The following is a 16,555-nucleotide window of genomic DNA, read 5'->3' on the forward strand; positions in this document are numbered from 1 at the left end:
AAGAAGGCCAATTAAACCGGAGGGTGGATCTAGCAATGTCATTGTGGATTATTAACGGCAGCATATGGAATGAAGCTTCGGGCAGTTTGGAAACAAAGCATGTGAAGGTTGAGAACGGCAAGATCGAACAAATCGTTGACGGAGCTGAGACTCCCGATACAGGCAGCGCGGAAGTAATCGACGCGAAGGGCAAGCTCGTATCGGCAGGTCTGATCGATATGCACGTCCATCTTCGCGATCCAGGCTTCGAATACAAAGAAGATATCGCAACGGGTACACGTTCAGCAGCGAAAGGCGGCTTCACAACGATCGCCTGCATGCCGAACACTCGCCCGGTTACAGATACGCCGGAAACGGTGAAATACATTACGAACAAAGCGAAGCAGGAAGGCGTCGTTAACGTGCTTCCATACGCTTCGATTACGAAGAACGAGCTTGGTCGCGAGCTGACGGATTTCGCAGCGCTTAAGGAAGCCGGCGCAATCGGCTTTACGGATGACGGCGTAGGCGTACAGAATGCTCAAATGATGAAGAACGCAATGGCGCTCGCGCAATCGATGAACATGCCGATCATCGCGCACTGCGAAGACGATACGCTTGTCGAAGGCGCTTGGGCGTCCGAAGGCGAGTTCTCCCGCAAGCATGGCTTGAAGGGCATTCCGAACGAGTCCGAAGCGATTCATGTCGGCCGCGACGTGCTTCTTGCTGAAGCAACGGGCGTTCACTATCACGTCTGTCATGTGAGCACCGAGCAATCGGTTCGGCTCATTAGACTGGCGAAGTCGATCGGCGTTCGCGTCACAGCTGAGGTTTGCCCGCATCACTTGATCCTGTCCGATGAAGATATTCCTGGTGTTGACGATGCGAACTGGAAAATGAATCCTCCGCTTCGTACGCCAAGAGACGTTCAAGCGGTCATCGAAGCGCTTGAGGACGGAACGATCGACATGGTCGTAACGGATCATGCACCGCATAGCGCGGAAGAGAAAGCTCGTCCTGTACAGCTCGCGCCATTCGGTATCGTCGGCTTCGAGACGGCGTTCCCTCTGCTTTACACGAAATTCGTGCAGACAGGCAAGTGGACGCTCGGTTTCTTGCTGCAACGAATGACTTCTGACCCTGCCCGCGTATTCGGTTTGGAATCTGGACGGTTAGAGCAAGGCGCACCTGCGGATATTACCATTATCGATTTGGATAACGAGCGTGCGGTTGACCCAAGCACCTTCGCCTCGAAGAGCAACAACACGCCGTTCGGAGGCTGGAAGCTTAGCGGCTGGCCGGTAGCGACGATTGTAGCCGGCAAGGTAGCTTGGGCTGAATAACACGTCATTGACCTAATAGCTTAAATGGCAGTAGTCAAGAAGAACGAGTAAGAACATATAGAACGATTCAACACCTGAGGAGTGAATACGGATGCAAGCAAGATTATTGTTGGAAGACGGAACGTTATTTACGGGTCTTTCGTTCGGCGCGGAAGCGCAAATGACGGGCGAGGTTGTTTTTAATACAGGTATTACGGGTTACCAAGAGGTATTGTCCGATCCTTCGTACTGCGGACAGATCGTTACGATGACGTATCCGCTCATCGGCAACTATGGCATTACGCGCGACGACTTCGAGTCGATTCGTCCCTTTATCCACGGTTTCGTCGTACGTCGCCATGAACCGGTGCCAAGCAACTGGCGCGCGCAATATTCGCTTGGGCAGCTGCTCAAGGAATACGGCATTCCAGGCATTCACGACATCGACACACGGATGCTTACTCGCAAACTGCGCCATTACGGCACAATGAAAGGCCTTATCACGACCGGCAACGAGCGCATTGAAGAGCTGGCTGAACGCCTGAACGTGTCGAAGCTGATGACGGATCAAGTGGCACGCACATCAACGAAAAACGTGTTCTCAAGCCCGGGCAACCGCGAGCGTATCGTTCTTGTTGACTTCGGCGCGAAAAGCGGTATCCTGCGCGAGCTGACGCAACGCGGCTGCGACGTAGTTGTTGTTCCGCACGACACGACGGCTGACGAGATTCGTCGCCTTGCTCCGGACGGCATTCAATTGTCGAACGGCCCTGGGGATCCGAAAGACGTTCCTTACGCGGTTAAAATGATCTCCGAGCTGCTCGGTGAATTCCCGATCTTCGGCATCTGCCTCGGACATCAATTGTTCGCACTCGCTTGCGGCGCTGATACAACGAAGCTGAAATTCGGCCATCGCGGCGGCAACCACCCGGTGAAAGAGCTCGCTACGAACCGTTGCTACATTACATCGCAGAACCACGGCTACACCGTTCTTGAAGAGTCGATCCAAGGAACGCCGCTAGCTGTTACGCATATCAACAACAATGACCGGACAATCGAAGGCTTGAAGCATAACACCTTCCCTGCTTTCTCGGTGCAATACCATCCGGAAGCGGCGCCAGGTCCATTCGATTCCAGCTATCTGTTCGATGAATTCCTGGAAATGATCCGTACGCACAAAAAAACTAACCCACAAAAACGCCGTCAAGCTGTGTTATCGGAGACGTTGAAAGGAGAGCTTCAGTATGCCCAAAAATAATGAACTCAAAAAAATTCTCGTAATCGGCTCCGGCCCGATCGTCATCGGACAAGCGGCGGAATTCGACTACGCAGGTACTCAAGCTTGCCAAGCGCTTAAAGAAGAAGGCTATGAGGTTGTCCTTATTAACAGCAACCCGGCTACAATCATGACGGACACGAACATGGCCGACAAAGTATACATCGAACCGATTACGCTTGATTTTGTATCCCAAATCATTCGTCAAGAGCGTCCTGACGGCTTGCTGCCGACACTGGGCGGACAGACCGGCCTTAACATGGCGGTTGAGCTGGCACGCGCCGGCGTTCTCGAACGCGAGAACGTGAAGCTGCTCGGCACGCAGCTTACAGCAATCGAGAAAGCGGAAGATCGCGACTTGTTCCGCGACTTGATGCGCGAGCTGGAACAACCCGTACCGGACAGCGACATCGTTACAACCGTAGAAGATGCGGTTGCATTCGCTAACACGATCGGCTATCCGATTATCGTTCGTCCTGCCTACACGCTGGGCGGAACGGGCGGCGGTATCTGCGCGAACGAAGAAGAGCTGCGCGAGATCGTTGCATCGGGTATTCGTTACAGCCCGATCAGCCAATGTCTGATCGAGAAATCGATTGCCGGCATGAAAGAAGTGGAATACGAGGTTATGCGCGACGCCAACGATAACTGTATCGTTGTGTGTAACATGGAGAACTTCGACCCGGTTGGCGTACACACAGGCGATAGTATCGTCGTAGCGCCAAGCCAAACACTGTCCGACCGCGAGTACCAAATGCTTCGTTCGGCATCGCTTAAGATCATTCGCGCTTTGAACATCGAAGGCGGCTGTAACGTACAGTTCGCGCTTGATCCGCAAAGCTACCAATATTATGTCATCGAAGTTAATCCGCGCGTAAGCCGTTCCTCGGCGCTTGCTTCCAAAGCGACAGGATACCCGATCGCGAAGATGGCAGCTAAGATCGCAGTTGGTTATACGCTTGACGAATTGGTTAACCCGGTAACAGGTCAAACCTACGCTTGCTTCGAGCCAACGCTCGACTATATCGTATCGAAAATTCCGCGCTGGCCGTTCGACAAGTTCGTTAACGCGAACCGAAAGCTCGGCACGCAAATGAAAGCGACTGGCGAAGTTATGGCCATCGGCCGTACATTCGAGGAGTCGATTCACAAAGCGGTTCGTTCGCTTGAGATCGGTGCTCATCGCATCCACCTGAAGGAAGCTTCGTCCCTTGAGGAATCCGTACTCCGTACGCGCCTGGCGAAGCCGGACGACGAGCGTATGTTCCTCGTAGCGGAAGCATTCCGCCGCGGCTATGCTCTGCAAGAAATTCAAGACCTTACGAACATTGACTGGTGGTTCTTGGATAAAATCCAATCGATCGTCGCATTCGAGGATCGTATGCGCAGCGAATCGACGCTTTCGTACCCGACTTTGTATGAAGCGAAGCGCAAAGGCTTCACGGACCGTTCCATTGCCGAAATTCGCCGCGAAGGATTCCCGAACGGCAGCCATACGACGGAAGAAGACGTTCGCGCATTCCGTTTGCAGCACAACCTTAAGCCTGTATACAAAATGGTAGATACGTGCGCGGCAGAATTCGAAGCTACAACGCCTTACTACTACTCGACATATGAAGTAGAGAACGAAGTAACGGAAACGTCCAAGCAGAAGGTGCTTGTACTCGGCTCTGGTCCGATCCGTATCGGCCAAGGCATCGAGTTCGATTACTCGACGGTACATGCTGTATGGGCTATTCAGAAAGCTGGCTACGAAGCAGTCATTATCAACAACAATCCGGAGACTGTATCCACAGACTTCAGTACATCCGACCGACTGTACTTCGAACCGCTGTTCTTCGAAGACGTCATGAACGTCATTGAACAAGAGAAGCCAATCGGCGTAATCGTTCAATTCGGCGGTCAAACTGCAATCAACCTTGCGGCTCCGCTCGTTAAAGCAGGAATTCGCATTCTGGGCTCCAGCTTGGAGAGCATCGATGCTGCGGAAGACCGCAAGAAGTTCGAAGCGCTGCTTCGCAAGCTGGACATCGCTCAGCCTGAAGGCAGCACGGTAACTTCGGTAGACGAAGCCGTAGTAACGGCGCAGAAGCTCGGTTATCCGGTACTCGTTCGCCCGTCCTACGTACTTGGCGGACGCGCGATGGAGATCGTATACTCCGATGAAGAGCTACTCAGCTACATGGAAGTAGCCGTTAAGATCAATCCGGAGCATCCGGTACTGATCGACCGTTACATGCTGGGCAAGGAAGCCGAAGTCGACGCGATCTGCGACGGCGAGACCGTTCTGATCCCGGGCATTATGGAGCATGTAGAGCGCGCAGGGGTTCACTCCGGCGACTCGATCGCGGTATATCCTCCGCAATCGTTGTCGGATGACATCAAACAGCAAATTATCGACATTACGATTAAGATTGCCAAAGAGTTTAAAGTCATCGGACTTGTAAACATCCAGTTCGTTATTCATCAAGATAAAGTGTATGTAATCGAAGTTAACCCGCGTTCGTCGCGTACGGTTCCGTTCCTAAGCAAAGTGACCAACCTGCCAATGGCGAACCTGGCTACTAAAGCAATCATGGGCACGAAGCTGGCTGATCTTGGTTACACGGACGGTCTGTGGCCTGAGGACGAATACGTATCGGTTAAAGTGCCGGTGTTCTCCTTCGCGAAGCTTCGCCGCGTTGACCCTACACTGACACCAGAGATGAAGTCGACTGGCGAGGTTATGGGCCGAGATGTGCAGTATGCGAAGGCGCTCTTCAAAGGACTTATCGGCGCAGGTATGAAAATCCCTACTTCGGGCGCGATCATTGCAACGGTAGCGGACAAGGACAAGGAAGAAGCAACAGAATTGCTGCGCGGCTTCTATAATATCGGCTACAAAATCTACGCAACAGGCGGTACGGCAACAGCGCTTGAAGAAGCAGGCCTTGTCGTAACGCATGTGAACAAGCTGAGCGAAGGTTCGCCGAACATTCTCGACCTCATTCGCGAAGGCCATGCGCACTTCGTAGTCAACACGCTTACGAAAGGCAAGACACCTGAGCGCGATGGCTTCCGTATCCGCCGCGAAGCGGTAGAGAACGGCGTCGTCTGCATGACGTCGCTCGATACGGTCCGCGCATTGCTTCGCATGCTTGAGACAATCAACTTCTCGTCGCATGCTATGCCGGTTCTGCAGAAGTAATTGCCTTAAACCAACTAGCCCTTAAGCAGGGCACATAAGCACGGCCAGCGTTAACGGATTTTTGGCAGGCTGGGGAGGATGAGTCATCTTCCCCTTAAGGCTTGCAAGATCCGTGCGTATGGCCGTTTATTATGCACATGTAAGCTTTAAGAATAGGAAGGATGATTACAATGAAGCTGACAAGAGAGCAGGCGGCTGGCCGCATTATGGTAGCGCTCGACTATCCCGAAGCTGCTGCGGCAGAGAAGTTGATCGCAGAGCTGCAAGGCATTCCTTGTTACATGAAGGTAGGCATGCAACTATTCTACGCGGCTGGACCGTCTTTCGTAGAGAGCTTGAAGAAGCGCGGGTATTACGTGTTCCTTGACGTAAAGATGCATGATATACCGAATACGGTCAAAGGCGGAGCAAACAGCGTAACGAAGCTAGGCGTAGATATGTTCAATGTCCACGCAGCTGGGGGCGGGGCGATGATGGAGGCGGCACTGGAAGGCGTCGACGCGGCGCTTGGCAGCGGCATGAGCAAGCCGACCGTTATTGCGGTAACGCAATTAACAAGCACGAACCAAACTACGCTGAACGAACAGATCGGCATAGCTGGAACGGTCGAGGAGGCTGTGCTTCGTTACGCGAAGCTGACGAAGGCGTCCGGACTTGATGGCGTTGTCGCTTCCCCTTCCGAAGTGGAAGCGATTAAGGCTGCATGCGGCGCTTCGTTCAAGACGGTTACGCCAGGCATTCGTCCTATTGGCGCTGACGTGAACGATCAATCGCGCATTATGACGCCGAGCGAGGCGCTTCGTCAAGGTACTGACTATATGGTCATCGGACGCCCGATTACAGCAGCGCCGTCACCGCTCGCTGCGCTTGAATCCATCATTGAGGAGCTGGTAGCTTATGAGTAAAGTAACATTAACGGAATTGCCGCAGACGATCGCAAAGAGCTTGCTTGCGATTGAGGCGGTAGCCCTTCGTCCGAACGATCCATTCACATGGACTTCAGGCATCAAGTCGCCGATCTATTGCGACAATCGTCTCACAATGAGTTATCCTGAGATTCGTGATCTGATCGCAGAAGGCTTCGCAACTCTTATACGCGAACTATACCCGGACACCGAGGTAATTGCGGGTACGTCGACTGCAGGCATTCCGCATGCGGCATGGGTAGCGCAAAAGCTGAACCTGCCGATGGCCTACATTCGCGATAAAGCGAAAGGTCACGGAAAGCAAAACCAAATCGAAGGCCGTATCGTGCCTGGTCAAAAAGTCGTCGTTATCGAGGATCTTATTTCCACAGGCGGAAGCTCGCTGAAAGCAGCGCTTGCTGTTCGTGAAGCAGGAGCTGAAGTACAGTCAGTGCTTGCTATCTTTACTTACCAATTCGAATCGGCCGTACAAGCCTTCGCAGCCGAGAACGTGCCGCTGCAAACCTTGTCCAACTATAGCGCGCTAATTCAAGCAGCTGTCGAAGTCGGCAAAGTGGACGAGACCGATGTAGATGCGCTGCAAGCGTGGCGCAATGATCCGCAATCGTTCGGCAAGTAACCATATGCTTTGAAAGACAAGGATGAACACGCCGCAAGCCGGCGTGTTTTTTTTGTGTGACTCCAATACTGTGGATAGAGATAAAATATCAAAATAAATATACAATTTTTTGTCGAAGCCCTCTTGAAATCGACGTTTCCCCCCGATAAATAAGGAAGTGGGTTTATTCGAATAGAGAAGGGGCGGGAATAATAATGAGATTTACTGTACTCGCGAGGCTTGCGTTGCTGGCAGCTGTGCCTCTTGTGCTTTACGTGTTCACGAGCATTTTTTTACTTGACCAGCAAAAAAAGAGTTTTGAAGAAATGAAGCTTGAAATTTATGATACGGCGAGCAATGTGGATAGGCTAATTCTTAACGCCGACAGAGATATGTATCAAGCGTATACTGCTTACTTGCGATTGGAATCGGGATCGCTTGACGAAGCGGATAAAAAAACGGCGAGCGAAGAGATTTCCGAAAATCTGAAGCAAGCGAGTGATCGATTGACGGAAGCGAAACTGAAGCTGGCAGATACAGGAGTTGGGAGCTATACCTACGGGGACAGCGGTCGTTCGGTTGACGAATTATCCAAGGAACTCGCGGTCAACTTCGGCGCATGGTCCAAGCTAGTGACGGAATCGGCTGCGAACAATGTCAACCAAATTCATAATGATGAGGTCGATAACGGATTCCTCGCGAGCCGTACGGGCATTGATGAGATCGGACAAAATGTTGAGAAATATGCGGAAATCAACATTACCGAAATGGATGAAGAGCTCGAAACTAGCTTACTCACCACCTTCATCGGGATCATAGTTGTGACGATTATATCGATCATTATGGTCTTCATTACCGTTCGGAAGATTATGAGAACCGTCAACAACGTCGTATCGAAGACGAGAAGAGTTACGGAATTTGACTTGACGGTAAAAGCAGACGCGAAATATAGCAAGGATGAGCTGGGCGATATCAATCAATCCGTTGATCAGATGATAGGTATGCTGCAGAGGCTTATTGGAGGTATTGTCGATCACGCGAAAGAAGTGACCGAATCTTCTGCGCATCTTACGACGGCGTCCAAAGAATCGGAAGATGCAGCGAATCATGTTGCGCTCAACATTCAAGAGGTAGCGAACGGTTCGGAGATGCAAGCCCGCGGTTCCGAGGAAACGTCGAAAGCAATAGAAGAAATGACGATCGGCATTCAACGGATAGCCGAGAATACAGCATCGCTTGCGGAGCATTCGACGTCGACTTCCCAGCAGGTTGATCAGAGTAAAAACGCGCTTGAACGTTTAATCGAACAGATGCAATCAATCAAGTCAGCGATCGAGAATTTGTCTGGAACGATCGTCTCGTTAGAGAATCGTTCGAAACAGATCGGCGCGATTGCCGAAAACATTACGTCTTTCTCCAACCAAACGAATATTTTGTCGCTAAATGCTTCGATTGAAGCAGCGCGTGCGGGTGAGCATGGCAAAGGGTTCGCGGTTGTCGCCTCGGAAATTCGTAAGCTGGCAGCTAGCTCGTTGGAATCGGCTGACGGTATTCATCAGCTCGTATCCGTCACTCGGGCGGAGATCGACGGTGCATCGACCTATATGGCCCAAACGAAAGAATGCTTCAGTGCCGGCTCTGAACGGGTAACGGATATTCGCCAAAGCCTGGAAGTTATCGTAGATGCCATTAGTCAGATGACGGAACAGCTGCACGAGAACTCTGCTATAACGGAACAAATGTCTGCGAGCTCTCAGCAGGTGAACGCATCCATGGAGCAGGCCGCTGCAACAGCTTCCATGAATATGACGAAAACCGAGCAAGTGGCGGCAGCCACGGAGGAGCAGCTGGCATTGGTTGAGAATATTGCTTCTACAGCCGAGCAGCTCTCGGGTCTTGTGAATATTCTGAACAATGGTGTAAGCAAATTTAAGCTGTAGTATTGGAATGAAGAGTTGTTTTGGCGAGCAGCATTTGCCGCTGGATGCAGCTCTTTTTTTCTTATTGAAAAGTTATAAAAACTTACCCGAAAAAAGTCGTAACTTTTTGAGCACGTCCTACGTCTATCATGTAAGATGAGAATTATGAAAGTCTTACCAATCGTTTTCATGGTTTTTTGCATGGGGTTTAGACTTACAAGGGGGAGGTATGGGTAGCGCAAATGGCAATTTCTAAGGAAGTAGAACGAGAAGTAGAGCAGCAGTCCGCACCAAGCGACGAACCGAGGAAACTGCTGACCGTGAGCCAGGTGGAGCGTGAGTTTCTAGTTGGAGGTGCGCCGCTACGCGTATTGAAGGGGATCAACATGGAGCTCAAGGAACGTGAGCTTGTCATGCTTAGGGGCCGCTCAGGCTCTGGCAAAACGACGCTACTCAATAGTCTTGGCGGTCTCGATCAGCCGAGCTCGGGTGAAATATGGTTTAACGGGATGCCGTTCCATCGCATGAGTGATAATGAACGAACGCTCGTACGACGCAAGCATATGGGATTTATATTCCAAGCGTTCGCGCTTATGCCCCTCTTGTCGGCTTGGGAGAACGTTGAATTGTCGCTTCGGATGGCTGGAACGCCTCGAGCCGAGTGGAAGGAACGTGTAGCCCGGTGCCTCGAGCTGGTTGGTCTGGAGAAGCGTATGCACCACAGGCCGTTCGAGCTGTCAGGCGGGGAGCAGCAGCGCGTTGCCATAGCGAAGGCTATTGCTCACAAGCCGATGCTTCTGCTGGCTGATGAACCGACGGCAGAGCTTGACTCCGGAATGTCCGCACAAATTATGGCCGTCTTTCAAAACATTATTCGCACTGAACAAGTCACGATATGCATGACTACACATGATCCTACGATTTTGGAGGTTGCCGACCATGTCTACGAAATGGTTGACGGTAAGTTTATTTAAGCGGTCCGTCATTGCTTTAATGAGTGTATCTCTAGTTTTTGCGAGCGGATGCTCGCTGCTGCCGAAGGAGCCGGAAGAAGAGGTGCTGCCGGAAATCGCGCCGCCTCAAATTTCCAAGAAACCGGAGTACGAGGTGACAACAGCTACTTTGGAAACAAAGGTGCAGGTCATTGGCAAGCTTATTTCTTTGAAGGAAGAGACCTTATTTTTTACTTTGGATGGTAAAAACCTGAAAGAACTGTATATTAAGGCCGGTGACACGGTGAAGGCGGGTCAAGTCATTGGCGAGCTTGACGTTGATGAGCTGACGAAGTCGCTTCGGCTGGAGCGTTTAAGTTTCAAGAAGGAAGAAATCGCAATGAAGGAATTGCTTCGCACGCGCGATGAGATGGATCCTACGGATTTCGAAGAGCGCCAGATCGCTTTCGAGGAGAAAAGACAGAAGCTTGTCGATATGGAAGAGGAGATCGCGAAAGCGACGCTCGTTGCTCCATTCGGCGGAACAATCGTGACCTTGAATGTTCAGAAAGGTGATCTGATTAAGGCGTATGCGCCGATTGCCATCGTAGCGGATACGGCGCTAATGACGCCGGCAGCGAAGCTGTCCAAGACGGAACTGGAGAAAGTGGCGCCGGGCATGGAAGCTGTCGTTAACATGAACAGCATCGGCAATTTCAAAGGAAAAGTAAAGACGCTTCCGGTTAAAGCCGAAGAAAATAACAACGGCGGCGGTCAACCTGGGGAGACGAAGCCCGAACGGCCCGAAGACTTCTTGATCGTGAGTGTAGCTGATTTGCCTAAAGGGCTAAATCGCGGCGCACCGCTGTCGATCAGTATTATTACGAATCGGACGGAAAACGCGGTCGTTATTCCTCCTTCTGCCCTTCGTTCAATCGGTTCGCGCACCTATGTGCAAGTTGTCGATGCTGAAGGAAAGCGTGAAGTGGACGTCGAGGTAGGACAGCAGACGGCTACGCAGATCGAGATTCTGCAAGGCCTTACGCCGGGGCAGAAAGTTGTAGGTCGATAGCTGATGGGGATTCCGTTGTTTCGTTTTTTGTTCCGCAAAATGTGGAACACGCGCTGGCTTACGTTAAGCACGCTGGCGGGGCTGACCTTGGCGGTCGCGTTTGCGACCAGTATACCGATGTACGCGGACGGCGCGCTTAAGCGAGTTGTTGCTGATTCGCTGCAGGAGAAGAGCTCTGGCCTTCCTGCCGGATCGCTGCTCATGCGGTATCAATCACCCTCAGGCGGAAAAACGGATTTAGCGGCGTTATCGGAGCTGAAACGTTATATTACCGAGGATGTGCCGAAGGAGATTGGATTTCCGTTCGGCACGTACGTAACCGGCTATTCGATTCGAAGCGGCGACGTCGTACCTGAGGACCCCACGAAGGTGGACGCGGGACGTAATCGCCAGCTTACGATAATGACGATGTCGGAGCTTGAGTCGAAGACCGAGCTGACGCAGGGCAGATGGTTCACGAATAGCGAGGGCGACGGCGAGATCCTTGAGGCCGTCATGCTCGAGGAAGCGATGTATCGCAATGATGTACATATCGGAGATGTATTCGAATATCCGGTATACGGCGGTCTAGACCTGACGCTGCGGGTTAAGATCGTAGGGGCGGTTAAGCCGCTGCTCGATACAGACCCTTACTGGTATCAAGGCTTGGAAGGCTTGCTGAATACGTTCCAAATCAGCGAGCAGGCGTTCACGAAGACGCTGCTTGAGAAGCACGGTATTCCGCTTCATAATGCAAGCTGGTATTATGCTTTCAATCTATCGGAGATTCAGACGAGTCAGCTCTCGCCACTTGGTCGGACGCTGGATCGATTGAATATAGAGCTCTACCAGCGATTGAAGGATACAAGGGTCGATATTTCCTTTGCCTCCACGCTGACTGAGTTCAAGAAGCAGAGCTTGCAGCTTCAGACTTTGCTGTTCACGCTTGCTGCGCCGATGCTTGCGATGGTCTTTTTCTTCATCGCGATGAATGCTCGACAATCGCTCGACAAGCAACGGAGCGATATTGCGGTGCTTCGCAGCCGCGGAGCGGGAACGAGGCAGATTATATGGATCTACCTGCTTGAAGGACTTATTCTCGGAGGGCTCTCGCTCGCTGCCGGTCCATTCATCGGCTGGTTCATGGCGAAGAGTATCGGCTCGGCGAACGGATTCTTATCCTTCGTTAGCCGCAAGTCGATTCCGGTAGGTTTCTCGACTGAGGCGATTATCGCCGGCGCCGCGGCAGTGCTAATTGCGATATTGGCGACAGTTATACCGGCCGTTATTTATGCCCGCGCCTCTATCGTTAACTACAAGCAGCAGCTTGCGCGCTCCGATCGTCAGCCGGGATGGCAGCGATGGTTCCTTGATGTACTGCTGCTTGGTCTAGCCGGTTACGGCTGGTATCTATTCAATGAACGTCAAATGCTGACGTTCCAGACCGGTATGACAACGGATCAGCTTAACGTTCAGCCGTTCCTGTTCTTCGTGCCGGCGCTAGCCATATTCGCACTTGGACTATTCTGCTTGAGGCTGTTTCCTTGGCTGCTTAAGCTGTTCAACTGGCTCGGACGCAAGTTCTTGCCCGTACCGATTTACTTGACGCTGACACAGCTGTCTCGTTCATCCAAAGGTTATTATCCGCTTATGATTTTACTCGTTCTTACGCTGGGGCTAGGTGTATATAATGCTTCGGCGGCCAGAACGATTGATCTCAATTCGACGGAACGTACGCTTTATAAATACGGCTCGGATGTCATTATTCAGACCGTATGGGAAGGTACGACCGAAATTACGACGTCGGGAGGAAATAACGGCGGCGGTAATGGCGGGGGCTCTGGCGGTGGAGGTAACGGAGGAGGCAATGGAGGCGGCGGAAACGGTGGAGGAGGCGGCGGTGGTGGCGGTGGCGGTGGCGGTCAAACGACACCGACTCGTACGCTGTATAGCGAACCTCCGTTCGAGCTGTTTCGCAAGCTGGAGGGTGTAGAAGCTGCCGCTCGAGTCATGCAGACCAAGGGCAATATCGTTATTTCGGGCAAATCGGTTGGTCAAGGTACCGTAATGGGCATTGACAACGTTGATTTCTCTAAAGTTGCTTGGTTCCGTGATGATCTGTTCCCAGCGCATCCGTTCCAGTACTTGAACAACTTAGGCAAATACGAGCACGGGGCGCTTATTCCATCCGGCGTAGCCGAGCAATATCAGCTGAAACTCGGCGATATCGTATCCGTTGGCTTTACGGACGGGATGCTGGAATTTACAGTAGCCGGCATAATACCGTATTGGCCGACGCAATATCCGGACAAATCGCCTTTTGTAATCGCCAATTTGGATTATATTTACGATCAATTGCCTCTCATCCCTTATGAGGTATGGCTGAAGATGAAGCCGGACGCGAAGGTTGCGCCTATTATTGAATCGCTTCAGCAAGCAGGCGTTGGACTCGCGTCGGTCAAGGATGTGCGCACAGAGCTCATCTCTCAATCGAAGCTTCCTACTAGGGGGGGCGTATTCGGGATATTAAGCTTAGGCTTCCTGGTCTCCGTCATCATTACGCTCGCTGGTTACGTCTTATATTGGTTCTTCAACTTATCAGGCCGTGCCGTTCAATTCGGCGTACTTCGAGCAATGGGGCTGTCGCGCAAGCAATTGACGGGAATGCTGCTGCTCGAGCAAATCTTTACGGCAGGTCTAGCGATTGGGCTAGGTGTTCTAATAGGTAAGTCGGTCAGCTTGCTCTTCCTGCCTTTCCTGCAAACAACCGAGAACGTTGCAGAAACGGTTCCTCCGTTCCGGGTTATTTTCAACTCGGACGATACGAATCAGCTCTATTTTGTCGTCGGATTCATGATGTTGATCGGCGCTTTGCTGCTGTTCCTCCATATCCGCAGACTGAGAGTGCATCAAGCGGTCAAAATGGGAGAGGAGCGTTAAGCGATGATCGATTGCGAAGGACTTGTCAAGATTTACAAAACAGACGATCTCGAGGTCGTCGCGCTTCAAGGGTTGAACCTGAAGGTGGAAGATGGAGAGCTGATGGCGATTATCGGCAACAGCGGAAGCGGCAAGTCAACGCTGCTGAACATATTGGGCGGTCTTGACCGCCCCTCCGCCGGCCAAGTGAAGGTAGGACCATGGGATCTGCTTAAGATTACGGAAGAAGAAACCGTGCAATACAAGCGTGAGACGGTTGGTTTCATTTGGCAAAATAATGCCCGCAATCTGCTGCCCTATTTATCCGCGCTAGAGAACGTTGAAATGCCGATGATGCTCTCGGGCAAAGTCGATCGCGCCTACGCGAAGCAGCTGCTAGATTGGGTAGGACTCAAGGATCGTATGCATAACAAGCTGCATCAGCTCTCAGGGGGCGAGCAACAGAGGGTGGCTATAGCCATCTCGTTGTCTAACCGTCCGAAGCTGCTGTTGGCCGATGAGCCTACTGGCTCGGTAGATACGGCAACCTCCGATATGATCATGGGCATATTCCGGCGGCTCAATCGAGAGATTGGCATTACTGTAGTCATCGTAACGCATGACTTGACGTTAGCCGGCAAGGTGGATCGTGTCGTTGCCATCCGTGATGGTCTTACGAGTACCGAATTCATTAAACGCAATCCGAACATTACTCTAGGTGGAGGTGAGGCAGAGCTTCCGGCAGCAAGCGGGCTGCAGACGGTACATGAAGCGTATGTCGTTGTAGACCGTGTCGGACGTTTGCAAGTGCCAAAAGAATATTTGACGGCGCTCAACATTAAAGACAAAGCAACGATGGAGTTTGACGGAGAGCGGATTATTATTACTCCGCCTAAATCATTGGGGGGTTAAATCGAATGAATAAGTTAGCAAAATTGCCTTTGCGTAAAGTGGTTGGAGTTAGTATGTCGCTTGTTTTGCTCGGCGGCGTCTTGGTTGGATGCAGCGGCTCTTCCGATAAGTCTGCGGAGAAATCGGTGCTGCGAATTGGTGTCATGTATGGCGGTTCAGACAATGAGCCTTATATGCGCCAGCAATATACGGATATGTTCGAGATGATGAATCCGAACGTGACGTTTGAGATCGTCGGCGCGATCAATTATGATGATCAGCGTTTTGAATCGCAGGATTCTTCGAAACCTGTTACGGAACAACCCGATACGTATGAGAAAGTGAAAGAACTGCTGACTGGCCAGAATCCGGTTGACGTTATGATCTTCGACTACAACCTGCTCCGCCGTATGACGCAGGATAATCTGCTCCAACAGCTTGATCCGCTCATTCAACAGGACAAATTCGATCTGACGGATTATGTTCCGACTGTTATTGATGGCATCAAAGCGGCAGGCGACAGCAATATTTACGCACTGACGCCAACATTCAGTTCATCGGCACTTTTCTATAATAAGAAGTTGTTCACAGATGCTGGCGTTACGCCTCCAACCGATAAAATGCAATGGTCCGAAATCTTGTCGCTTGCTCGTCAAGTAGCAAAAGGCGAAGGCGAAGACCGCAACTTCGGCTTCTCGTTCAACCGTTGGTCGAATGACGGCTTTAGCGACACGCAAACGTATGCTAACGCGCTTCAATTGAAAATGTGGGACGATAAAGCAGAGAAAATGCTCGTTAACAGTGATCAATGGGCGGAAGTATGGCAGACGGTAGCGGATCTGTATAAAGAGAAGATCGTTCCAACGCAAGAATTCGTTCAACAAATGAATGAAAAGGTTAGCGCGGAAGGCGGCAACGATCCATTCTATGGCGATCTGTTCATCAAAGGCAGAGTCGCTATGACGATTGGCGAGTACTACTATATTAACGAACTGAAGAAAGCTTCGGATAACGCGGCGAAGGTCAAAGACTACACTCCGGTTGATTGGGATGTCGTTACGGTTCCTACGTTCCCCGGCAACCCTGACGTAGGTGGCAACATCTACTTGAGCTCGCTAATGGGCATTAACGCGAAAGCGCAAAATCCGGATGGCGCTTGGGATTTCATTAAGTTCACGAACGGCAAGGAATGGGCGAAGCTGAAATCGAGAAGCTTGTACGAAATGGTTGCGCGCAAAGAGTTCTTGACGCCGATCGGCGGCTTGCAGTACAACATGGATGCATTCACGACGCTTAAACCGCTTCCTCCTGTAAGCTCCGATCAGGAGAAGATTTACCGCGAGAAACCGGGCATTTGGGAAGCTCAGTCGCCTGGTTACGAATTGTTCCAACAAGTGCTTACCGAAGAGAAGACGGTTAAGGAAGCACTCGCTGAATGGGAGACGCGCGGCAATGCTACGCTTGAGAAGCTGAAGACCGATCCTACCGGCGGCATGGGTGACGGCGGCATCGCTCGGCCTATGCCCATGGGTTAAGCAATATTAAGAAAGTAGAG

11 protein-coding genes are annotated in these 16,555 nt (G+C 51.5%); all 11 read left to right on the top strand.

Annotated features, from left to right (window positions below):
* Positions 1–35 precede the first annotated feature (35 nt).
* Entirely contained in the window at positions 36–1,322 is a 1,287-nt protein-coding gene (locus AC0YN0_RS05860) for a dihydroorotase (protein WP_475820411.1), read from the top strand.
* A gap of 91 nt (positions 1,323–1,413) precedes the next feature.
* Entirely contained in the window at positions 1,414–2,559 is a 1,146-nt protein-coding gene (carA, locus tag AC0YN0_RS05865) for a glutamine-hydrolyzing carbamoyl-phosphate synthase small subunit (protein ID WP_475820412.1), read from the top strand.
* The gene (carB, locus tag AC0YN0_RS05870) at positions 2,546–5,764 is read left to right on the top strand and encodes a carbamoyl-phosphate synthase large subunit (protein ID WP_475820413.1); all 3,219 of its coding nucleotides are present in this window, start codon (positions 2,546–2,548) and stop codon (positions 5,762–5,764) included. Before carA ends, carB begins: the two co-directional genes overlap by 14 nt.
* 170 nt (positions 5,765–5,934) lie before the next feature.
* Positions 5,935–6,669 carry an orotidine-5'-phosphate decarboxylase gene (gene pyrF, locus AC0YN0_RS05875; protein ID WP_475820414.1) on the top strand — a complete coding sequence of 245 codons (735 nt, stop codon included), beginning with the start codon at positions 5,935–5,937 and terminating at the stop codon, positions 6,667–6,669.
* Entirely contained in the window at positions 6,662–7,309 is a 648-nt protein-coding gene (pyrE, locus tag AC0YN0_RS05880) for an orotate phosphoribosyltransferase (protein ID WP_475820415.1), read from the top strand. The genes pyrF and pyrE overlap by 8 nt, the downstream gene beginning before the upstream one ends.
* A gap of 194 nt (positions 7,310–7,503) precedes the next feature.
* Positions 7,504–9,228: a methyl-accepting chemotaxis protein gene (locus AC0YN0_RS05885; RefSeq protein ID WP_475820416.1), complete on the top strand. Its 1,725-nt coding sequence runs from the start codon at positions 7,504–7,506 to the stop codon at positions 9,226–9,228.
* Positions 9,229–9,449: 221 nt separating this feature from the next.
* Complete coding sequence (locus AC0YN0_RS05890) at positions 9,450–10,181, top strand: ABC transporter ATP-binding protein (RefSeq protein WP_475820417.1); 732 nt, start codon at positions 9,450–9,452, stop codon at positions 10,179–10,181.
* On the top strand, positions 10,147–11,211 hold the full coding sequence (locus AC0YN0_RS05895; RefSeq protein ID WP_475820418.1) for an efflux RND transporter periplasmic adaptor subunit: 1,065 nt from the start codon (positions 10,147–10,149) through the stop codon (positions 11,209–11,211). Before AC0YN0_RS05890 ends, AC0YN0_RS05895 begins: the two co-directional genes overlap by 35 nt.
* Positions 11,212–11,214: 3 nt before the next feature.
* A complete protein-coding gene (locus AC0YN0_RS05900; protein ID WP_475820419.1) occupies positions 11,215–14,130 on the top strand; it encodes an FtsX-like permease family protein in 2,916 nt (971 codons plus the stop codon).
* Positions 14,131–14,133: 3 nt separating this feature from the next.
* Positions 14,134–15,021, top strand: coding sequence for an ABC transporter ATP-binding protein (locus tag AC0YN0_RS05905; protein WP_475820420.1), 888 nt, complete (start codon positions 14,134–14,136; stop codon positions 15,019–15,021).
* Positions 15,022–15,026: 5 nt separating this feature from the next.
* On the top strand, positions 15,027–16,535 hold the full coding sequence (locus tag AC0YN0_RS05910) for an ABC transporter substrate-binding protein (protein ID WP_475820421.1): 1,509 nt from the start codon (positions 15,027–15,029) through the stop codon (positions 16,533–16,535).
* Positions 16,536–16,555 lie beyond the last annotated feature (20 nt).

Source organism: Paenibacillus sp. J22P218, from assembly GCF_056269195.1.